Here is a 20,988-nt window from a genome sequence, read left to right on the forward strand (position 1 = left end):
ACAGGGACTCGAACCCTGGCGACCGTTACCAGTCGACAGATTAGCAATCTGCTCCGTTACCACTCCGGCACCTCTCCGTTGCTTTAAGAAGACTTATCTTCTGTAATGCGGATGCAAAAGTAGCACGAGTTTTCGTTGTTTCCAAATATTTACAGCATAAAAATTCAAAAAAAATAACACCGCTGAACAAATCAATTATCTATCAAGCAGATACCGTTTACTTTTTTTTACTTCTTTTTTTCATTTTCTCTTCCGAAACGAGATATTCGATCCTTTTTTTGCGTGTCTTCCCTCTCTTCTTTCTATTTCTTTCTTACTAAAAAATGTTTCAAAAAAGACCAAAAGGAAGATTAATGTTAATATCAACGATTATTTCCCCCTACAATTCTATCAAATAAATTTATAATGTATATTTGTCGTTAACTATAGAATCAAAATAAATCTAACTTAATAAACACTATATATTATGAGTAAAAGAGTAGTAATTGTATCTGCTGCTAGAACGCCAATTGGTAGCTTCTTAGGTTCACTATCTACAGTTCCTGCAACAAGATTAGGAGCAGTTGCAATCAAAGGTGCTATTGATAAAATCAATTTAGATGTAAATTTAGTTGACGAAGTATTAATGGGTAATGTTGTTCAAGCAGGTGTTGGACAAGCTCCAGCTCGTCAAGCAGCTATTTACGCTGGATTGAGCAGTAATGTTCCTTGTACTACAGTAAACAAAGTTTGTGCTTCTGGAATGAAAGCGATCATGCAAGGAGCTCAAGCGATTATGTCTGGAGATGCTGAGGTAGTTGTTGCTGGTGGAATGGAAAATATGAGTTTGATTCCACATTACGTACAGATGAGAAATGGACAAAAATTTGGTCCTACTACGTTAGTAGATGGATTACAAAATGACGGTCTTGTTGATGCGTATGACAATCAAGCGATGGGTGTAGCGGCTGATAACACAGCAAAAGTACACAACATCACAAGAGAAGAACAAGATGCTTTCGCTATCCAATCCTATGAGCGTTCAGCTAAAGCTTGGGAAGAAGGTAAATTTGATATGGAAATCGTTCCTGTTGAGGTTCCACAACGAAGAGGAGAACCAATCATCGTTTCAAAAGACGAGGAGTACTCAAACGTAAAATTAGACAAAATCACAGGATTGCGTCCTGCATTTACAAAAGAAGGAACAGTTACAGCTGCAAACGCGTCAACAATCAATGATGGTGCTGCTGCTGTAGTTTTAATGAGCGAAGAAAAAGCAAAAGACTTAGGTTTAAAACCTTTAGCCTACATCAGAAGTTATGCTGATGCAGCACAAGAGCCAGTTTGGTTTACAACAGCGCCAGCTAAAGCTTTGCCAATCGCATTGAAAAAAGCAAACTTATCGCTTGCAGATGTTGATTTCTTCGAATTTAACGAAGCATTCTCTGTGGTAGGTTTAGCGAATGCTAAGATCTTAGACTTAAATACAGACAAAATCAACGTAAACGGTGGTGCTGTTGCTTTAGGACACCCGTTAGGATGTTCAGGGGCACGTATCGTTGTAACGTTATTAAATGTATTAGAGCAAAACAACGCTAAAATTGGCGCAGCTGCTATCTGTAATGGTGGTGGTGGTGCTTCTGCTATTGTGATTGAAAGAGCTTAATTCTGTTCACAAATAATATTAATGCAAAGATGGGTTTGATTTCTTCAAACTCATCTTTATTTTTGTACCCCAAATAAAAAAGACCTACTATGACGTTTGCCTATTGTAATCTTTCGATTGTCCCCCTACGCGCAGAACCCAGTGATAAAAGCGAATTGGTTTCTCAATTGCTATTTGGAGAATTGTTTACAATACTCGAACAAACAGAAAAATGGTCTAAAATTGAATTGGCTTTTGATCAATATCAAGGCTGGATAGACAATAAACAATTTCAATACATCGACAAGCAGGCTTACGATGCCTTAAATCAAACAGCTCCTATTTACGCTGGAGATTTTGTTGAATTCTTACATTCGGCAGACAATCAATTGATGTCTATTCCACTAGGTAGCAACCTCAACGTACTTAAACACGCTGCTACCAACCCGTTGAAATTTGCTTTTGAAGGTCGTTCTATTACAGGGACCTTCACCAAAAGTCAATTTGTTAAAACGGCATTTATGTATTTGAACGCACCTTACCTGTGGGGTGGAAAAACACCTTTTGGCATTGATTGTTCTGGATTTACTCAAATGGTGTACAAAATTAATGGTCACGTCATTCCGCGAGATGCCTCCCAACAGGCAACAATAGGCGAAGCACTGAGTTTTATCGAAGAAAGTGAAGCGGGTGATTTAGCCTTTTTTGATAATGCCGAAGGCAATATCATTCACGTGGGGATTATTATGGAAAACAACTACATCATTCACGCCCATGGCAAAGTACGCATTGATCGATTGGATCACTTGGGTATTTACAACGTTGATTCAGGCAAACACACCCATAAATTACGCGTAATCAAAAAGATCTTATAGAAAATAAGACGAGCAAACCATTTTAATTTCCGCTATTTACTACAAGCATAAAAAAGCGTATCTTTGCACAAATAAGATATTTTATGCAGACTTTTGAGCAATTTAATCTACCGAAAGCTTTACAAAAAGCCCTAGATGAGCTTCAAATTACTACGCCTACCCCGATTCAAACTAAATCTTTTCCGGTTATTTTATCTGGACGAGATGTGATGGGAATTGCCCAAACGGGTACAGGTAAAACGTATGCTTATTTACTTCCCATTTTAAAACAGTGGAAATTTGCCCACGTGGATACACCGCGCGTTGTGATTATTGTTCCAACCCGTGAGTTAGTTGTTCAAGTTGTTGATGAAGTGAATAAACTAACACAGTATATGTCCATTCGCTCTTTGGGCGTCTATGGGGGAACCAATATCAATACCCAACGCAAAGCCGTGTATGACGGAGTTGATATTTTAGTGGGAACACCAGGCCGTATGATGGACTTAGCACTTGATGGTGTTTTGCGCTTCGACAACCTTCAAAAATTAGTTATTGACGAATTTGACGAAATACTAAACTTAGGTTTTAGAACTCAACTGACTTCTATCTTAGCCATGATGCGTAACAAAAAACAAAATATTTTGTTTTCAGCTACCATGACCGAAGAGGTAGATGAAGTATTGGAAGACTTTTTTGATTTTCCTGAAGAAGTTTCCCTAGCTGCTTCTGGAACTCCCTTAGAAAAAATTGATCAACAAGTGTATCACGTTCCCAACTTCTACACGAAGATGAACTTACTGATGGACTTATTGCGAAATAAAGAAGAGTTCAACCGCGTACTAATTTTCATCAACAGCAAGCGTTTAGCCGATATTGTGATGGAGCAATTAGAAGAGGCATTTCCTGAAGAATTTACAGTTATTCACTCGAATAAATCGCAAAACTTCCGTTTGCGTTCTATGGCTGAATTTCAAGCCAATATATTAAGAGGATTATTGACGACAGATATCATGGCACGTGGATTGGATATTTCTGATATTAGCCACGTTATCAATTTACAGTTTACTGATTCTCCAGAACAATACATTCACCGTATAGGACGTACTGGACGTGCAGATAAAACGGGTATTGCCATTTCATTTGTTGACCCAAAAGAAGAGGAAATGTTACTCGAAGCAGAGTCATTGATGGAAAAAGAATTGCGTCTAATGGAGATTCCTGCTACTGTTGAGATTTCTGACCAATTAATGGAATTTGAAAAATCGAAATTAAAGGCCAAACAATTGGTAAAGGTGAAAAAGCCAGTTGAAAAAGGAGCGGCCTTTCACGCCAAAAAAGAAAAGAACACCAAAGTCAACTTGGGTGGTCCTGGAAAGAGAAAACCGAGAAAAACAAAGCCAAGAAACCGTGCAGTTGATGCCAAAAGAGCGGCAAAGAAAAAGAAAGACTAAAGAATTACAAAATAAAAAAGCCGAATATAACACGTTATATTCGGCTTTTTCTATTTTATATGTTTGTTTATTTCTTTGATTTTCCAGCCAAACTCAAAACAATAAATCCTAATAATCCCCCTAAACCAGAAGCGATTAGAATTCCTAATTTCGCTTGACCAGGGAACTCTGGATGTAGCTTAATATCGAAGGCTAATTCAGTCACAAACAGAGACATCGTAAATCCAATAGAGGCTAACAATCCCAAGCCAAACAAGTTTTTATAGGTCATCCCTGCAGGCATCTTCGCTACACCTAATTTAATAATCAAGGCTGTTAATCCGAATACACCCAACACTTTTCCAACTAGTAATCCTAAGGCTACACCTAAGGTTACTGCACTTAATCCTTCTCCACCTCCCATACTAATTGGAATGGCTGCATTTGCCAAAGCAAAAACAGGCATAACAAAGAATGCTACAAAATTGTGCATGCTGTGTTCTAAGCGAATTGCAGGCGGCAAGCTGTTTTTAGCTAAATCTTGAATTTCACCCACACAATCCATTTGTTCTCCAGTTAAAGTTGGAATCTTATCATTTGGGTCAATGCTATTAAATCTAGCTTTAAGCTGATCGAGTTTTTTGCGGAAGAACGGTTCGTGAATCTTAGCCGTTGACGGAATAGCAAAAGCGGCTAATACAGCAGCAATTGTGGCGTGAACTCCAGACAACATAAACGCTAACCAGATTCCACCAATACCAATAATCGCATAGTAAATCGTATTTCGAATTCCCAATAGGTTACTAATAATCAACAAACCAAAAAAGCCTAAACCAATTCCTAGATTAACCAGTGATAGTTGTTCGGTATAGAAAATAGCGATCACCATAACTGCCCCTAAATCGTCTGCAATAGCTAAAGCAGTTAAAAACACTTTCAAAGACGTTGGTACTTTATCTCCTAATAAGTAGAGTACGCCTAATGCGAAAGCGATATCTGTTGCCATCGGAATTCCCCATCCGTGTGCTGCATCCGTTCCTGCATTGAAAATAGCATAGACAGTAGCGGGTACAACCATACCGCCTATCGCTGCAACAATAGGTAGCATTGCTTTTTTAGGAGAAGACAACTCACCTGTGGTTAACTCTCTTTTTAACTCCAAGCCAACAACAAAAAAGAAAATAGCCATTAATCCATCATTCACCCAATGTTTTAATGAGTGATTTAATGAAAAATCATTAAAGGAAAAAGCAATGTGATTTTCTTCCCAAAAAGCGGTGTATTGATCTGCCCAAGCAGAATTCGCCATAAATATAGCTATCAAGGCAGCAATAAATAATATAATCCCTCCAGATGTAGACTTTTGCATAAATTTATTTACAGGCGCAACAATCCACTTATCTGCTGGTGTCAACTTTAAATTATCTTCCATTTCTTTTGAGTTTGTATAAATATTTAATAACAAATATAGTTTTTCACTACCTTTTATCCAAGCAAACTTCTAATTTTTAAAAATTCTTCATTTAAAACACAATCTTAATTTTGTTATAAATATACCTTTTTCCTAAGCAAAACAAGGTTTAAAATAACAATACCTAATTTCTTATTTCTTTTCTTGAGAACTAATAAACAAAAAATCATTTTGAACGCTAATTATATAAAAACACTTTTACTGTTTTTTTATTCAAACAACTAGGAATAAAAAAACGCTATTCTCAATAAAAAAATAGCGTTTCGATTTTTACATCGCTAACTTCAAGGTTTCTCCTTCAACAAATACTCCTTTAGAAGAGGTAATAGTAATCTTTTGTTCTGCCGTATAGCCCAAGGTTTCTCCAGGTTGAAATACTACATCGCTTCCTATTACATACGAACATATATTTACTAAGAATCCATATAGTTCATCTAAGGCTAAAGGCGAATCCACTACCTCAATTTCTTGTTTGCCAAATGCAGATAACCCATAGGTGTAGATACTATTTCCTTCTGCTGTTGAACGCAGACCAATATAGATCCACAATGGAACAACTACTTTTCCTTCTTGTAATTCTTGCTCATACTCTAAATATTGTTCACGAGGAATCAATAAGGTTTGACTTCCTTGATACACACCTACACAAGCCGGTGTAGTCGCCATGATAGCGAATAAAATACGCGACAACAAAAGATGACGTTCCACAATATCCATGGAACCACTCACTACAGAAACAATCGCGTGACTATCTACATCTTGGATATCCTCTACTACACTTTGCCAATTATATGCATATTGCGCGCTGTTCTGAACATCATCAGGAGGAATAGGCGCAGGCATAAAAGCGATAGCGAACATCGTTCCCTGAGTGGTTAACACAGCGGTTGTATCATCGTAATCCTGTCCCTCTATTTCATATCCCCAAGTTTGTGTAAGATAGGCTAATACTTTCTCAATACTGTATTTCTCACCTTTTTCAAACATGGGCATAGCTAACAAAAGAGGTCCCTCTTGTTCATTGCTTTCTATCGCTGTTTCTTTTACAGCTTCGGGCTTGTTTTTTTTGCCCCAAGTAAATAATCCCATTCTAGCTTTTTTTAGTTACTCAAAAATACACAATACGGAATATATTCCGTGACTTTTACCGAATTATTATTTGGTAATTTCAGCTATCTTCCACTTCACTTTACGCAAGGATACTGTCAAAAACACAGCAGAAATACAATGCTCTTGCACGATTGAGTTCTCTTTTATAATTCGGTAAAAAACCGAGATAAAAGAGAAGATTTCAGTATATTTGTACTTTGATAAAATGGAAGTATGGATACAATCTTAGACAAAAATATACAACCACAGGCCAAACCAAAATGGTTGCGTGTAAAATTGCCTACAGGTAAAAAATATACTGAATTAAGAGGGTTGGTAGACAAGTACAAGTTACATACCATCTGCACCTCGGGTAGTTGTCCGAATATGGGAGAATGTTGGGGAGAAGGAACAGCTACGTTTATGATTTTAGGTAATATCTGTACGCGTTCATGCGGTTTCTGTGGAGTAAAAACGGGACGTCCAGAAACGGTAGACTGGGATGAACCAGACAAAGTGGCTCGATCAATAAAATTAATGAATATCAAGCATGCTGTACTAACCAGTGTGGATCGTGATGACTTAAAAGATGGGGGGTCTATCATTTGGGCAGAAACAGTAAAAGCGGTACGTCGTATCAGTCCTGGTACAACAATGGAAACGTTAATCCCCGATTTTCAAGGAGAAGAACGCTTATTGGATCGCATTCTAGAAGTAGCACCTGAAGTGATTTCACACAATATGGAAACCGTTCGTCGTTTAACGCGAGAAGTTCGAATTCAGGCCAAATACGACCGTAGTTTAGCGGTGCTGAAATACTTAAAAGACAATGGCGCAAAACGCACCAAGTCGGGAATTATGCTTGGATTAGGCGAAACAGAAGAAGAAGTGATCCAAACCATGCATGATTTAAGAGCTGTTGGATTAGACGTAATTACAATTGGTCAATATTTACAGCCAAGTAAAAAACACTTACCCGTAAAGGAATTCATTACACCTGAGCAATTCAAAAAATACGAAGAAATTGGATTAGAATTAGGTTTCAGACACGTTGAAAGTGGTGCACTTGTGCGTTCATCATACAAAGCTCAAAAACATATTTTATAATTATAATATTGATGGTCGCCTTTAAGCGACCATCTGCATTTACAACCAATGAAAAAAATTAACGTTGCGATTAATGGATTCGGACGCATTGGCCGAAACCTCTTTAAATTATTGCTCAACCACCCTGTCATTGACGTTGTTGCTATAAATGATTTAGCTGATGTGCAAACCATGGCACATTTAGTAAAATACGACAGCATTCACGGTATCTTACAAGCCGAGGTTACCTATGATGCTGATCACTTAATTATCAACCAACAAAAGATCCCCTATTTTCGTGCAAAGGAAATTTCTGATTTGCCCTGGGCTTCATTGGAGGTGGATTATGTTGTTGAATCAACGGGAAAACGCAAAACCACAGCCTTGCTAGAAGAGCACCTCAAACAAGGAGCAAAACGCGTTATATTATCGGTTCCACCTGAAGATAATGAAATAAAAACCATCGTATTAGGAGTAAACGAACACATTTTAACAGGTGAAGAACGCATCATTTCCAATGCAAGTTGTACAACAAACAATGCGGCTCCAATGGTGAAGATCATCAAAAAATTATGTGGTATGGAACAAGCCTATATTACAACGGTTCACTCCTACACGACAGATCAAAGTTTACACGATCAACCCCATAAAGATTTGAGACGAGCGCGTGGTGCTGCACAATCTATTGTGCCAACAACAACAGGTGCTGCCAAAGCCTTAACCAAAATTTTCCCAGAATACGAAGGAAAAATTGGCGGTGGTGGAATTCGCGTTCCCGTACCTGATGGATCTTTAACCGATATTACCTGCTATGTAAAACGCGAAGTAACCATCGAAGAAATTAATCAAGCCTTCAAAGAAGCTGCTGAAAATGAGCTAAAAGGAATTTTAGCCTATACAGAAGATCCAATTGTTTCTGTTGATATTATTGGCAATACGCACTCTTGCTTATTTGATGCTCAATTGACTTCTGTCATCGATCGTATGGTTAAAGTAGTAGGTTGGTATGACAATGAGATCGGCTATTCTTCTCGTTTAATTGATCTGATCATGTATATAGATCGTCTTAAAAAATAAACACCTAACAAGGAAAAATCTTACAAAACACATTGTAAAAATAGGATATAAAAAAATAGGACTCATAAAGAGTCCTATTTTTTATTTTAAGTTTGCTAGTACCTTATTTCTTCTCTTGAAGTTTTTGGCTCATATCCATAGAAATAGCAGAACGCTCCATTAATAGTTTCCCTGCCATTGTTTCTACAACAACTGTTAATTCATTTAACTCAGCAATTCTTCCGTGTAAACCTGATTTAGTTATAATACGATCTCCTACTTTTAGACTAGCTTCGTACTCCTTTTCTTGTTTCATCTTTTTTTGTTGCGGGCGAATCATAAAAAAATAGATCGCAACAAAAATAAGAATCATGGGTAAAAATTGTTGTATTCCTTCCATAAAATATAAGTATTAAAAAATTAGTTTGCCGGAGCGACGTTCGCTTTGATTGTTAGGAACTCCTCTCCTTTTTCTGTATTCGTTGTTAAAGTAACGGTCTTTTGTTGTTGTCCTACAGCACCCGTTTGAAATCTCACTTTTAATTTTGATGATTCTCCTGGTTTAATAGGTGTTTTTTGATACTCAGGTACTGTACATCCGCAAGTAGCACGAGCGTCAATAATAACTAAATCCGCATCTCCTGTGTTAGTAAAGTTGAATTCAGTTTCTACTGCTTCATTATTTCCAATTGATCCGAAATCATGAGAAAGTTCAGCGAATTCCATTTTTGGCGTTCCATGATTTTTTTTATCTGCAGCGTTTTGTTCTACTTTAGCTACACTTTCTTCACTGATACGACTTGATGCCTCATTCTTTTTACAAGCGGTCATGCTTAACAATGCTACACAAGACAAGATAAATATTCTTTTCATCGATTATAGTTATTAAAGTTATTTAGTCTTACAAAAGTCCTTTTCCAATTTTATTTAAGCGGCCTTGCGTTTCTAGTTCTTTCGAAATATTATCAAGGATACCGTTGATAAATATACTACTTTTTGGTGTAGAATATTCTTTTGCTAGTTCTAAATATTCATTTATTGTTACTTTCACTGGGATGGAAGAGAAACGCAACATTTCACAAATTGCCATTTTCAAAATAATAATATCTAAGGCAGCAATGCGTTCTATATCCCAATTTGGTGTTTTTCCGTCGTATTCTTTAGCAAATTCAGCTCCATTTAAAACCGTTCTACGGTATAAATCAACAGCAAAATCTTTGTCTTCTGAATCTTTGAATACTTTAGGTACAAAAAAGGCTTGTTCTACATTCTTTAGTTGTCTCAACTGCTTTTGAATCAAAGTATTAACAACCGGCAAATCATCTACCCACGTTAATTTGGTATCCTCTAAGAAATCGTATATTTTCTCGTTTGGCGCCAAAATTTCAGTGTATAGATCCACAATAAAATCTTGGTCTTCCTTAAACGAACGCGTCGACGATTTCATATAGTCTTTGTACAGCTGGCTTGCCTTCACCTCATCCAACATCAATTGAACATAGTGATCTTTTCTTTGCCAATACACCATACTGCGCTCTTCCACTTTATTGCTAATAGAAGTAGAATTACTCAATAACTCAAGGACTTGGTTTTCGATAAACTTCTTGTTTGGATTGCGTTCTTCCGATGTAGCTAAATGTTTTTTCTGAGAAATTTCGATGTATTCTTCTTCTTTTTTTCGAATTTCTATCAGGAGGGTTAGCATAACTAAGTATAACTCTTGTATACTATCCATGCTGTGGTTTAAAAATTTCTCACCAACTTGAACTTGGTCAGAATTACTTTGGTGCAGAGCATAAAGCGTCTGCATAACCTTGATACGAATGTGTCTTCGATTTAACATGCTACTAAAGAACTTAAAATGATTTGAATTTTTATTTCAGCCGACAAAGGTAACAAATAATATTTCTTATCAAACTAAATCACGCGATTGATCGCCTACTTTTAACTTGTTTTTAGAAAGTAGCGGGACAATTTCATTTAAATATAAAAAAAACGAGGTCCGTAGTCCTCGTTTCTCGATTTAATTAAAGGTATTGAATAGTGAATCTACCTCTTTTGACAATACATGTAGTTTCAACTTGCATTTCTTGATTTTTTGCTAATCAAAACTTGCTTTTTCAGCACGTCGATCAGCTTCTGACGCATTTTCTGCTTTACCAAATTTCCAGTAAGAGTAGGCATAAAGCTCATCCTTCGTCCAGTTTTTCTCTTTACGCAGGAAATTACGCAATATTTTTACCGTAGAAAATTCGGCTGCTACATAGGCAAACTTTGACTCCATTTCTCCTTGTTCTTCAATATAGGCCAATGCTTTTTCTGCCAATACGGTACTCTGACCGGGCGTTGGATTAATCACCCATTCAATAGAGGCATCTGCCTTGGTTACTAAAGGCTGCATATCTTCTTTGGTTTCTACTTCAATAAAAGCTTGTACGTGTGCATCTGCTGGCAAATCTTCCAAAATAGCACCCAATACTGGAATAGCTGTTCCATCTCCTACTAAAATATAACGATTTGCCACGGGATAAAGTTCGGAAGCTTCTGTTCCCATAGCTACCCCTAATTCCGCTCCTATAGGCGCTTGAATCGCCCATTTCGAAGCAGGTCCCTCATCGCCATGTGCTACGAAATCCACATATAATTCATTCTTTTCTAAGTTAATTCCTCTATGCGTGTAGGTACGCACACTTGGACGAATCGCATCATCCATTGGTACCCATTGCCCTTTTTCATAATCAAACTCAGGTAAATATACCTTTGGACATCCCTCAGGAGCCAAAAATATTTTGTTGTTTACCCCTATTGTCGTGCGACTAAACTTTTGCACGTCTTTTCCTTCTAAGGTGATGCGTATATAATGTGGGGTGATGTACGTTCTTTCTTTTAGTGTAAATAAACCTCGATCTACATTTTTCTTTGCCATATATCCTTTTATTTATAAAAAATCAATTCTTTTATCCAGTTGTAAGAGAGACAAATATAACTTTTTTAAATTAGATTAAGTATAAATAATATCGCTGCCATTGAAAAATCCAATACAATCCTCTTTTTACCTCCTACATAAAAAGCCTTAACAACGTCCTAAAACCAAAAAATGTTTTTCCCCTCTTTGATTAATTTCTATTTTTGCTAAAAATATAAAAGCACAGATGTTAATTATTGGAATTGCAGGAGGAACAGGAAGCGGTAAAACGACCGTAGTTCACCAAATCATGAACGAACTACCTGAAACAGAAGTAGGTATCATATCCCAAGACTCGTATTACAAAGCAACGGATAATCTTAGTTTGGAGGAAAGAACTTTAATCAACTTTGATCATCCAAGATCGATTGACTTTGATCTTTTGGTTCAACACCTCAAAGAATTAAAAGAGGGACATAGTGTAAATCAACCCGTTTATTCTTTTGTGAAGCACAATAGAACGGATGACTATATCCTAACACATCCTAGAAAAGTAATGATTGTTGAAGGAATCCTAATCTTGTGTAATCCAGAATTACGTGAATTATGTGACATTAAAATCTTTGTACACGCCGATTCGGATGAGCGCTTGATTCGCCGTTTAAAACGCGATATAGCCGAACGCGGTCGCGATATGATCGAAGTTTTAAATCGCTATCAAAACACATTAAAACCGATGCACGATCAATTTATAGAGCCATCAAAAGCCTATGCGGATATCATTATTCCCAATGACACGTATAATACTGTGGCAATTGATATTGTTCGTACTGTAATTAACGAGAAAATAGGTTAACTTTATACCACATAAATAATAATGCCAATGGATTCTAAAAGTATGCTTCGCAAATTACGATACATCCGAATAGTAAAAAACCCGTTTTTTTTGATAACCATTGGTTTTATTGTTTGGATCGTATTTTTTGACAGCTATTCGCTTATTGAACATCATGCCATTGATCAAGAAATTGATAAAATGGAAGAAAAAAGAGAATACTTTCAAAATGAAATTGACAAGGACAAGCAATCCATCAAAAACTTGAAAGATGGCGATGCGATCGAGAAATACGCCAGAGAAAAATATTATATGAAGCGAGATAATGAAGATATTTTTATCATTGAATTTGATACCTTATCTTCTTCGTAAACCTGACATTTTAGTACTATGAATCATCAACTTTTCGACGAATTTACTTCCATTCCTTCTAAGCAATGGAAAAATAAAATTCAATACGAACTGCAAGGAGCTGATTACAATGAAATGCTAGTTTGGGAAAGTTTAGAAGGGATCAAAGTACGTCCATTTTACCATGGAGATGAAAATCAGTCAATTCCCGTTTCTACTAGCAGTTCACAATGGTCTGTGGTACACTCGATCTACGTACACGACATTGAAAAATCCATCCACAATGCAAAAACGGCTTTACAAAAGGGCGCAGAGGTTCTCTATTTCACCCTGACCAATACAGCTGTGGATGTAACTGCACTTCTAGGTGTTTTACCCAAAGAAGGAACGTATTTATTGCGCTGTCACTTTTTAGATCAAACCTATATCAAAAATCTTGCGCAATGGACCAGTGAACAACACTATACCCTGCACCTGATGATTGATCCTATTCATCAATTAATTACAGCAGGAAATTGGTTTCACAACCTCAACCAGGATTTTACAACTCTTGATGCATTAGCCCAACAGTACACATCCGTTAACCTGACAATTGATACCAAAGCGTACCAACAAGCGGGAGCTACTATCATTCAACAGCTGGCTTATGCTTGCAATCACTTCAATGAGTATCTTTCTAGAGTAAAAACACTACAACAGCCCGTTTTTATTGAAGTTGCTGTTGGTTCAAATTACTTTTTTGAAATTGCCAAACACAAGGCATTCCGCTTGTTATTTGAATTAATTGCACGAGAATACGCCTGTACAGACTTAACGGTTAAAATTATCAGTACGCCTACAAAGCGAAATAAAACACTCTATGGCGCATCAGTAAATGCCCTACGCTCAACAACCGAATGCATGAGTGCTGTTTTAGGAGGTGCCGATTTTATTTGTAATTTACCCCATGATGTACTGTATCGAAAAGAAAATTACGCCAGTCAACAAATAGCAAGGAATCAACTCCTTTCCTTAAAGAAGGATAGCCATTTTGACGCGGTAGACAATCCCACAGCTGGAGCCTATTATATAGAAGAACTCACCAAGCAACTGGCAGAAAAAGCACTGGAGATCATCAAACAGATCGAACAAGCAGATGGATTAATCACTTCCTTTCATCAAGGGACGATTCAGCGTAAAATAGCAGAATCCGCAGACAAGGAACAGGATTGGTTTAATACGCAAAAAGAACTACTTGTTGGCAGCAATATACAAGCCAATCCCAAGGAGAAAATACAAACGCAATTGGAACTCTTTCCCTTTGTCAAACAAAAACCACGCAAAACACTACTGGCTCCTTTATTGGAAAAACGCCTAGCAGAAAGCTACGAACAACATAGATTAACAGCGGAAAATAAATAAGCGTATTCGTTATGAAAAGAAAGGATTTACAACATTTGAAAATAGATTCTACTCTATTCGAAACACCATCAGATTCCACTGTAACAACAACAGTTGAGGGAATTGCTATTCAGAAACAATACAGCGAAGAAGCGATTAAAGCTTTAGAAGATATTGATTTTGCAGCGGGATTTGCTCCTTTTATACGAGGGATTTCTCCTATGATGTATGTACAGCACCCTTGGCAAATGAATCAAGTACCTCAAAACACATCCCTAGAAAAAGCAAATCAAGTTTATCGCAATCAAGTACAGCAAGGACAAAAGGAAATAACTCTTATTGCTCATACCACACCATCGACGGAAATAGAAAAAACGCAACCTAGCCTACATTCCATTGATGACATGAAAGTACTTCTTGCGCAACTTCCCCTTGATGAACTAGCGGTTGCGCTTTATTCAGGTGGCTCGATTGTCCCGCTATTGGCTTGTTATTTAGCAGCAGCTGAAGAATTGGGGTTTGAAGGTCAGCGTTTATCAGGCCATCTACACAGTGATCTACTATCACCTATCCTATCAACAAAGGGCACCTTTTCACTTGAAAAAGCAAACAAAGTGGCTTTGGATACCCTCAGTTATTTGCATCAGCATCATCCTAATTTCAATGGGGTATCCCTGTCCAATACGGCTTTGAAAACATGTAATCTCACAGCTGATCAGGAACTAGCCTATAGCTTAATGCTGGGAATTGATTTGCTACAACAAGCAGGCAAACAAAATATTCCCTTAGACTATATAGCAACCCATCTTTCGTATACTTGGGCTTTAGGCTCTAATCATTTTATCGAAATAGCCAAGATGCGAGCGGCACGAGGGGTTTGGTCTACCTTACTTCAACCGTTCAACCTCAAGGATGAACAAGCTTCAGCTCTCTCCATTCGCGCCCAAACCTCAGTCTTACATCCTGAGTTTACTGGATCGATGGACAGCTTAGGTCAAACGACTGTACAAGCGACTGCAGCTATTTTTGGAGGAACACAAGCCTTGCACTTACAACTCCCTCCAACAGCATCCACCCAACTGACTGCAGGTCAAATGCAGCGTTTCTTAGTGGAAGAAATTAAAAGCTGTAAAACGATTGATCCATGGGCAGGAAGTTATTTTATAGAAAAAACTACCCTCGATATCGCTGAAAAAACAATAAACCTCATTCAAACCATAGCGAATCAAGGCGGTATTCAGCCCGTACTAACTGCTCTTTTACAATCACAACACAAAGGATCCAAATCAGAAGCAACTGAAACGAAAACAACACAGCTGAACCCTCGCAAAGCAGTAGAAGATGCTTTGGCAAAACTCTCGCATAGTGTACAAACCCAAGGAAAAAATGTATTGGCCTTGGCTATTGAAGCGGCCAAAGCACGCGCAACCCTTGAAGAAATCCACCAAGCGATAGTAAACTAACCATCTAACGTACAATTAATTAGAAATAACAAATCAGGCTTTTTTTATCTGTATTTCATTAATTCCCATCAAATCGCGTACCTTTGTCCGATACTATATGCACAGGTTATGACATTTGAAGATTTACAACTGAATAAAAATATTTTAAGAGCAATTGAGGAGCTAGAGTATCAAACGCCTACGCCCATTCAGCAGCAAGTGATTCCCTTGGTTTTACAAGAAAAGGACGTCATTGGTTGTGCACAAACGGGAACGGGAAAAACAGCTGCCTTTGCCATGCCAATTCTCCACTATTTACACCGTTTAGGCAATACCAAACGCACAAAAAACGCACGTGTATTAGTGATAACTCCAACCAGAGAATTAGCACAACAAATAGCTGATAACTTCGCGCTTTATGCCAAATACACCAATGCAACCCTAATGACTATTTATGGAGGTGTTTCAAGCAAACCTCAAATTGAACAGTTAAACAAAGGCGCTGATATCATTATAGGAACACCAGGGCGTCTTTTGGATCTATACAAACAAAAACAACTAAACCTCGATCACCTTCACTTTTTGGTACTGGATGAAGCGGATTTAATGTTGGATATGGGCTTTATTGACGATGTAAAAAAGCTGATTCAAGTTACCCCAGATAACAGACAAACCCTATTGTTCTCTGCAACAATGCCTTTACCTATTCGAGAATTGGCGCATAACTTTCTCAAACAACCACAATACGTTGCTGTTGATGCGATTTCATCTAGCGCCAAAACAGTAAAACAACAGGTGTATTTCGTAGAAAAAGGAGACAAGAAAAAACTGCTATACCACCTCATTCGCAATCAAAAACTAAGTGATGTTTTGGTATTCACTCGGACCAAACATGGGGCTGATTCTGTAGTGGAAGCTTTAGAAAAAAATGGCGTACAGGCTGCAGCTTTTCACGGAGATAAATCTCAAAACTTAAGACAAGAAGCACTGGATAGTTTCAAAAATAAAGAGACAAAAGTATTAGTAGCTACTGATATTGCTGCTCGTGGTATTGATATTGATTCACTCCCCGTAGTGATCAACTATGACTTACCCAACATTCCAGAAACTTTTGTACACCGTATTGGGCGTACAGGAAGAGCGGGAAATGAAGGATTGGCTATTTCGTTTTGTGACAAATCGGAGAAGACCTACTGGGATGCAATTGTAAAGTTTACACGTACCCAACCCAAAACTATTTCGGATCATCCCTTTCCATGGAAGGAAGATGCTAAAAAAGGAGATGCAGCCCCTAAAAAGGATTACCGTAATAAGAAGGCAAATTCCCGTAAGTCAGAAAATTCTAAGAAAAATAAAAAACGTTGGTATTAATACCGTTTTAATCCCTGTCATATGAAAAAGACAATCCTCGGTATTGGAATCCTCGGTATTCTCCTGCTTGCTTTTATAAGCCTAGCCAATATACGCGTAGCCTCCAGTACAAAAGCACAGCTGTTTGATACCGTTGATCAAATTCCCCACAACAAAGTAGGACTTGTTCTCGGGACTTCCAAATATCTCAGTGGCGGACAACTAAACTACTACTTTACCTATCGCATAGAAGCTGCAGCACAGCTCTATCACGCGGGAAAGATTGATTTTATAGTGGTTAGTGGAGACAATAGTCGCGAGAATTACAACGAACCCAAAGACATGGAAGAAGGGCTAATTGAACGTGGCGTTCCCAAAGATCACATCTATTTGGATTACGCTGGTTTTCGCACTTTAGATTCTGTATATCGCATGAAAGCCATTTTTAACGAGGATGTTTTCACCATTATCTCTCAGCCTTTCCACAATGAAAGAGCCGTGTACATTGCCAATCATTTGGATTTGCAAACGGTTGGATTTAATGCACAAGATGTGACCCGTAAATATGGATTTAAAACCTTAGTCCGTGAAAAATTTGCCCGAGTCAAAGTACTACTCGACAACCTGACCAATAAAAAACCAAAATATTTAGGCCCTCAAATCCTTATAGGAACTGGGTTAAAACAAGAAAAAGTCGAGTAATTACTCGACTTTTTCTTTTCTTTTTCTTTTTCATTATACGAATAGATGCCAAATTTGGGTGACAACAAAACATACCACTAGGCCAAAAATGATCGGCATAATAGAGGCAACTGTCGTCCATTTCACACTATGTGTTTCTTTATAAATGGTGTAAATCGTTGTGCTACATGGATTATGCAACAAACTAAAAAGCATCAAGTTAACTCCTGTAAGTGTAGTCCATCCCGCCATTTGTAAAATGGTGGCAATCTCGCCATCAGATACTTCAAACATTACTCCTGCTCCTTCTCCAATCGTTGCATCTCCCAAAACCATTGCGGTTAACATTAAGATTGTAGGAATCACAATTTCATTGGCTGGAATCGCTACAATGTAAGCGAGTAAGATCACGCCATTCAATCCAATAAGCATGGCAAAGGGATTTAAACCATCAATCATCCAAAGGGCAATACTCTTATCTGCGATGTAAAGATTACACACCAACCAAATAATTGCTCCTGCGGGTGCAGCAAAAACAACAGCACGCCAAAGTACGATTAACGTTCGATCAATTAAAGAAGTATAGACAGTCTGCCATACTTTCGGAGGACGATAAGGTGGTAATTCTAAGGTAAAGAAGGACGATTCTCCTTTTAGCATTGTCTTAGAAAGCATCCAAGAGGTAAAAAACGTAAACGCAATACCCAATACCACAATACCGACAACAGCTAATGTTGAAACCGTATTAGCTAAATACTTCGGCACTAATGCACCAATGAAAATAGTAGCCATCAGTATTTGAGTAGGCCAACGTCCATTGCACAGCGAAAAGTTATTGGTAATAATAGCGATTAACTTTTCCCGAGGGCTATTGATAATTCGAGTAGCTACTACACCCGCAGCATTACAGCCAAATCCCATACTCATGGTCAAGGCTTGTTTACCATGGGCACCAGCTCCTTTAAAAATACGATCAAGGTTAAAAGCGACCCGTGGCAAGTATCCAAAATCTTCCAATAGGGTAAATAGCGGAAAAAAGATAGCCATCGGAGGCAACATCACAGCGATAACCCAGGCGGTTGCCAAATAAACTCCATCGATTAAAAACCCACTCAACCACCAAGGGAATTGCAAGCTTACAGCAGTATCTTTCAATAAAGGATACAATTGATCCAATAAAAGGTAAGACAAAGCTTCAGAAGGATAGTTAGATCCTATAATAGTCAACCACAAGATTCCACCTAACATCAAAAGCATTAAGGGAAACCCCCAGCGTTTACTCGTAACCACTTGATCAAGGGCGCGATCAATTCGGAAAGCGCGTTGGTTATCATCGGCTTGCACGCGACCTTTTACAATGTTGGAAACTTGTGAAAAAATCGCTCCTGCAACATTATCTGAATAGTCCAATCCCAAGGCTTCTTGGTATTGCTTTGATTTTTCTATAATGGGTAGCATTTGTTCGGGAATAATCCCTTCAGACAAGGCTCCACTTACTAAAGCCGTTTCAATGCTGGGATCTTGCTGAATCAAACGCATAGCAATCCAAGATACACTCGGCATTTGAGGATCAATCGCCAATAAATCAGCAGCAATAGCTTGTACTGCTTTTCGAGAATCTCCAGAAATTCCAGTAATATTTTTTTGTTCGGCTACAAATTTTCCCGTTGCTACTTGATCAATCGCGTGTAATAGATCGGTGATTCCCTCCTTATTTCGCGCTGAAGTTGGAATGACAGGGACACCTAAATCGCGAGATAATCCGCGTACATCAATTTCAACCCCATGGCGTTTAGCTTCGTCCATGAGATTCAAACAAACCACAACTTTTGTTGTAATTTCCTGAATTTGAACAACCAAACTCAAATGGCGTTCCAATCGACCTGCATCAACGACAACTACCGTAACATCAGGTTCGCCAAATAGAATATAGTCCCGTGCTACTTCCTCATCTTCAGAGGTTGACATCAAGGAATAGGTTCCGGGTAAATCAACCAAACGATACGTCTGATCGCCATACGAGAAACTACCTTCTGCACGGGTAACCGTTTTTCCTGGCCAATTTCCTGTATGTTGTTTTAATCCTGTTAAGGCATTAAATATTGTACTTTTTCCTGTGTTTGGATTTCCTGCTAAAGCTACCGCATAATCGTATTTTCCGGATAAATTACCTAGTTTCTTTAAATCTGCTGCTTTATTCAAATCACATAGTTCACAGGCTGAATTTGTGTTCATATGCTGTCCTTTCTTCAAAAATTAATTCTTCTCTTCGAGTAAAACCATTTGGGCATCCTCTTTTCGCAAAGAAATAATCGTATTGTAAATCGAATAGGCAACTGGGTCTTTTAACGGGCTTATGCTGTGTACGGCAATTGTAGCTCCAGCAACAAATCCTAAATCTAAAAATCGCTGATGCACTTCTCTCGGACACTCTTTTGCAATGCCCTTAATCATGCCCTTATTTCCCAGTTTTAAATCCGATAAATTCATTCGTCTACTTTTGTTTAGATGTACAAAATTACAAAATTAGACAAGTCTAACAATAAATTTAGCGTAATTTATACTTTTTAAAAATAAAAAAGAGTAAAAGGAATAATAAATAGGGCTATTGATAAGGGCAAAACCCAGATACCCCTTAAAAAAAGTAAATTTTAAAAGGGAAATGAACAAGATGCAAAAAAACAGGAGATTAAATCGCTTTAAATGCGTTTTCAAAGGGAACACGATGGATTAAACTACGTCCGAGCGTTACTTCATCTGCATATTCCAATTCATCACCAACGGCAATTCCACGTGCGATAGTAGAAGTAATTACTTCGCAATCCTTAATCTGTTTATAAATAAAGAAATTGGTTGTGTCACCATCCATAGTGGAACTCAAGGCAAAAATCAACTCTTTAACTGTACCACCTTTTACTTTTTCTACCAGAGATTGAATATTCAATTGGCTGGGACCAATTCCATCAATAGGTGAAATCTTTCCTCCTAATACGTGATAAATTCCCTTAAACAACTGGGTGTTTTCCAATGCCATGACATCGCGCACATCTTCTACTACACAAATCACTTGTTGATCGCGAGAAGGATTCGCACAAATCTCACAGATTTCAGCATCTGAAATATTATGACAACTACGACAATAAATAATCGCTTGGCGCATTTTATCCAATGCTTGAACCAAACGTGACGTTTGTTCTTCCGGTTGTTTTAATAAATGTAAAGCCAAGCGCAAAGCTGTGCGTTTACCAATACCAGGTAGTTGAGAAATTTCTTCTACTGCTTTTTCTAATAATTTTGAAGGGAAATCCATGGGGCAAAGATATAAAATATACAACTATTTTCCACGTTTTTATGCAATACTCCCTGTCGTATGGACACCAAAAATTGGCCTAAATATCGGATTCACAAACAAAAAAATGCAGTTTCTTTTC

General features: G+C 37.8%; 20 protein-coding genes. 11 read left to right on the forward strand and 9 right to left on the reverse strand.

The genetic code is table 11. The annotated features are described in order from the left end of the window. Nucleotides 1–466 precede the first annotated feature (466 nt). The 3 genes from ACPDHL_RS14380 to ACPDHL_RS14390 all read left to right on the forward strand — a co-directional run bounded on the left by ACPDHL_RS14380 (nt 467) and on the right by ACPDHL_RS14390 (nt 3,932). Nucleotides 467–1,645: an acetyl-CoA C-acyltransferase gene (locus tag ACPDHL_RS14380; protein WP_430533441.1), complete on the forward strand. Its 1,179-nt coding sequence runs from the start codon at nt 467–469 to the stop codon at nt 1,643–1,645. An 89-nt stretch (nt 1,646–1,734) separates the two neighbouring features. Beyond that, nucleotides 1,735–2,499, forward strand: a complete 765-nt coding sequence (locus ACPDHL_RS14385) for an NlpC/P60 family protein (protein WP_430533442.1) — start codon at nt 1,735–1,737, stop codon at nt 2,497–2,499. 83 nt (nt 2,500–2,582) lie between these two features. Continuing rightward, nucleotides 2,583–3,932: a DEAD/DEAH box helicase gene (locus tag ACPDHL_RS14390; RefSeq protein ID WP_430533443.1), complete on the forward strand. Its 1,350-nt coding sequence runs from the start codon at nt 2,583–2,585 to the stop codon at nt 3,930–3,932. A 67-nt stretch (nt 3,933–3,999) separates the two neighbouring features. Here the strand turns inward: ACPDHL_RS14390 and nhaA are convergent, their stop codons facing one another. Next, entirely contained in the window at nt 4,000–5,343 is a 1,344-nt protein-coding gene (nhaA, locus tag ACPDHL_RS14395; RefSeq protein WP_430533444.1) for a Na+/H+ antiporter NhaA, read from the reverse strand. 309 nt (nt 5,344–5,652) lie between these two features. Beyond that, entirely contained in the window at nt 5,653–6,471 is an 819-nt protein-coding gene (locus tag ACPDHL_RS14400) for a DUF4261 domain-containing protein (protein WP_430533445.1), read from the reverse strand. Between the two features lie 234 nt (nt 6,472–6,705). Here ACPDHL_RS14400 and lipA point away from each other — a divergent pair, with 234 nt between their 5' ends. Both lipA and gap read left to right on the forward strand, forming a co-directional pair. Further along, entirely contained in the window at nt 6,706–7,578 is an 873-nt protein-coding gene (gene lipA / locus ACPDHL_RS14405) for a lipoyl synthase (protein ID WP_182628213.1), read from the forward strand. Nucleotides 7,579–7,626: 48 nt separating this feature from the next. Beyond that, nucleotides 7,627–8,634, forward strand: coding sequence for a type I glyceraldehyde-3-phosphate dehydrogenase (gene gap, locus ACPDHL_RS14410; RefSeq protein WP_430533446.1), 1,008 nt, complete (start codon nt 7,627–7,629; stop codon nt 8,632–8,634). A gap of 103 nt (nt 8,635–8,737) precedes the next feature. Here the strand turns inward: gap and yajC are convergent, their stop codons facing one another. From yajC to ACPDHL_RS14430, 4 genes are all read right to left on the reverse strand, one after another. Then, nucleotides 8,738–9,013 carry a preprotein translocase subunit YajC gene (gene yajC, locus ACPDHL_RS14415; RefSeq protein WP_430533447.1) on the reverse strand — a complete coding sequence of 92 codons (276 nt, stop codon included), beginning with the start codon at nt 9,011–9,013 and terminating at the stop codon, nt 8,738–8,740. 20 nt (nt 9,014–9,033) lie between these two features. Next, complete coding sequence (locus ACPDHL_RS14420; RefSeq protein WP_430533448.1) at nt 9,034–9,486, reverse strand: DUF1573 domain-containing protein; 453 nt, start codon at nt 9,484–9,486, stop codon at nt 9,034–9,036. A 28-nt stretch (nt 9,487–9,514) separates the two neighbouring features. Then, nucleotides 9,515–10,456, reverse strand: coding sequence for a transcription antitermination factor NusB (gene nusB / locus ACPDHL_RS14425; protein ID WP_430533449.1), 942 nt, complete (start codon nt 10,454–10,456; stop codon nt 9,515–9,517). A 258-nt stretch (nt 10,457–10,714) separates the two neighbouring features. Beyond that, nucleotides 10,715–11,539 (reverse strand): siderophore-interacting protein, encoded by an 825-nt coding sequence (locus ACPDHL_RS14430; protein ID WP_430533450.1) that lies wholly within the window; start codon nt 11,537–11,539, stop codon nt 10,715–10,717. Between the two features lie 226 nt (nt 11,540–11,765). Here ACPDHL_RS14430 and udk point away from each other — a divergent pair, with 226 nt between their 5' ends. From udk to ACPDHL_RS14460, 6 genes are all read left to right on the forward strand, one after another. Further along, the gene (udk, locus tag ACPDHL_RS14435) at nt 11,766–12,374 is read left to right on the forward strand and encodes a uridine kinase (protein WP_430533451.1); all 609 of its coding nucleotides are present in this window, start codon (nt 11,766–11,768) and stop codon (nt 12,372–12,374) included. A gap of 42 nt (nt 12,375–12,416) precedes the next feature. Continuing rightward, nucleotides 12,417–12,725, forward strand: a complete 309-nt coding sequence (locus tag ACPDHL_RS14440) for an FtsB family cell division protein (RefSeq protein ID WP_430533452.1) — start codon at nt 12,417–12,419, stop codon at nt 12,723–12,725. An 18-nt stretch (nt 12,726–12,743) separates the two neighbouring features. After that, nucleotides 12,744–14,105, forward strand: a complete 1,362-nt coding sequence (locus ACPDHL_RS14445) for a methylmalonyl-CoA mutase family protein (RefSeq protein ID WP_430533453.1) — start codon at nt 12,744–12,746, stop codon at nt 14,103–14,105. Nucleotides 14,106–14,116: 11 nt separating this feature from the next. Then, nucleotides 14,117–15,547: a methylmalonyl-CoA mutase family protein gene (locus tag ACPDHL_RS14450; RefSeq protein WP_430533454.1), complete on the forward strand. Its 1,431-nt coding sequence runs from the start codon at nt 14,117–14,119 to the stop codon at nt 15,545–15,547. 108 nt (nt 15,548–15,655) lie between these two features. Next, the gene (locus tag ACPDHL_RS14455; RefSeq protein WP_430533455.1) at nt 15,656–16,897 is read left to right on the forward strand and encodes a DEAD/DEAH box helicase; all 1,242 of its coding nucleotides are present in this window, start codon (nt 15,656–15,658) and stop codon (nt 16,895–16,897) included. 21 nt (nt 16,898–16,918) lie between these two features. After that, on the forward strand, nt 16,919–17,578 hold the full coding sequence (locus tag ACPDHL_RS14460; protein WP_430533456.1) for a SanA/YdcF family protein: 660 nt from the start codon (nt 16,919–16,921) through the stop codon (nt 17,576–17,578). A 33-nt stretch (nt 17,579–17,611) separates the two neighbouring features. On the opposite strand, the gene feoB is transcribed toward ACPDHL_RS14460, so the two are convergent. The 3 genes from feoB to recR all read right to left on the reverse strand — a co-directional run bounded on the left by feoB (nt 17,612) and on the right by recR (nt 20,867). Next, complete coding sequence (feoB, locus tag ACPDHL_RS14465) at nt 17,612–19,792, reverse strand: ferrous iron transport protein B (protein WP_430533457.1); 2,181 nt, start codon at nt 19,790–19,792, stop codon at nt 17,612–17,614. A 21-nt stretch (nt 19,793–19,813) separates the two neighbouring features. Then, the gene (locus ACPDHL_RS14470) at nt 19,814–20,047 is read right to left on the reverse strand and encodes a FeoA family protein (protein WP_430533458.1); all 234 of its coding nucleotides are present in this window, start codon (nt 20,045–20,047) and stop codon (nt 19,814–19,816) included. Nucleotides 20,048–20,246: 199 nt separating this feature from the next. Then, nucleotides 20,247–20,867, reverse strand: a complete 621-nt coding sequence (recR, locus tag ACPDHL_RS14475; RefSeq protein WP_430533459.1) for a recombination mediator RecR — start codon at nt 20,865–20,867, stop codon at nt 20,247–20,249. Nucleotides 20,868–20,988 lie beyond the last annotated feature (121 nt).

Origin of the sequence: Myroides sp. C15-4, from assembly GCF_050522745.1 — a bacterium.
Taxonomy (GTDB): Bacteria; Bacteroidota; Bacteroidia; order Flavobacteriales; family Flavobacteriaceae; genus Flavobacterium.

Bases quoted from the DNA above. Each gene is read 5' to 3' on its own strand.
- udk (WP_430533451.1), top strand. From the start codon at position 11,766: ATGTTAATTATTGGAATTGCAGGAGGAACAGGAAGCGGTAAAACGACC.
- ACPDHL_RS14390 (WP_430533443.1), top strand. From the start codon at position 2,583: ATGCAGACTTTTGAGCAATTTAATCTACCGAAAGCTTTACAAAAAGCC.
- ACPDHL_RS14460 (WP_430533456.1), top strand. From the start codon at position 16,919: ATGAAAAAGACAATCCTCGGTATTGGAATCCTCGGTATTCTCCTGCTT.
- ACPDHL_RS14420 (WP_430533448.1), bottom strand. From the start codon at position 9,486: ATGAAAAGAATATTTATCTTGTCTTGTGTAGCATTGTTAAGCATGACC.
- recR (WP_430533459.1), bottom strand. From the start codon at position 20,867: ATGGATTTCCCTTCAAAATTATTAGAAAAAGCAGTAGAAGAAATTTCT.
- yajC (WP_430533447.1), bottom strand. From the start codon at position 9,013: ATGGAAGGAATACAACAATTTTTACCCATGATTCTTATTTTTGTTGCG.
- ACPDHL_RS14470 (WP_430533458.1), bottom strand. From the start codon at position 20,047: ATGAATTTATCGGATTTAAAACTGGGAAATAAGGGCATGATTAAGGGC.
- feoB (WP_430533457.1), bottom strand. From the start codon at position 19,792: ATGAACACAAATTCAGCCTGTGAACTATGTGATTTGAATAAAGCAGCA.
- ACPDHL_RS14450 (WP_430533454.1), top strand. From the start codon at position 14,117: ATGAAAAGAAAGGATTTACAACATTTGAAAATAGATTCTACTCTATTC.
- ACPDHL_RS14385 (WP_430533442.1), top strand. From the start codon at position 1,735: ATGACGTTTGCCTATTGTAATCTTTCGATTGTCCCCCTACGCGCAGAA.
- lipA (WP_182628213.1), top strand. From the start codon at position 6,706: ATGGATACAATCTTAGACAAAAATATACAACCACAGGCCAAACCAAAA.
- nhaA (WP_430533444.1), bottom strand. From the start codon at position 5,343: ATGGAAGATAATTTAAAGTTGACACCAGCAGATAAGTGGATTGTTGCG.
- ACPDHL_RS14445 (WP_430533453.1), top strand. From the start codon at position 12,744: ATGAATCATCAACTTTTCGACGAATTTACTTCCATTCCTTCTAAGCAA.
- nusB (WP_430533449.1), bottom strand. From the start codon at position 10,456: ATGTTAAATCGAAGACACATTCGTATCAAGGTTATGCAGACGCTTTAT.
- ACPDHL_RS14455 (WP_430533455.1), top strand. From the start codon at position 15,656: ATGACATTTGAAGATTTACAACTGAATAAAAATATTTTAAGAGCAATT.
- gap (WP_430533446.1), top strand. From the start codon at position 7,627: ATGAAAAAAATTAACGTTGCGATTAATGGATTCGGACGCATTGGCCGA.
- ACPDHL_RS14440 (WP_430533452.1), top strand. From the start codon at position 12,417: ATGCTTCGCAAATTACGATACATCCGAATAGTAAAAAACCCGTTTTTT.
- ACPDHL_RS14380 (WP_430533441.1), top strand. From the start codon at position 467: ATGAGTAAAAGAGTAGTAATTGTATCTGCTGCTAGAACGCCAATTGGT.
- ACPDHL_RS14400 (WP_430533445.1), bottom strand. From the start codon at position 6,471: ATGGGATTATTTACTTGGGGCAAAAAAAACAAGCCCGAAGCTGTAAAA.
- ACPDHL_RS14430 (WP_430533450.1), bottom strand. From the start codon at position 11,539: ATGGCAAAGAAAAATGTAGATCGAGGTTTATTTACACTAAAAGAAAGA.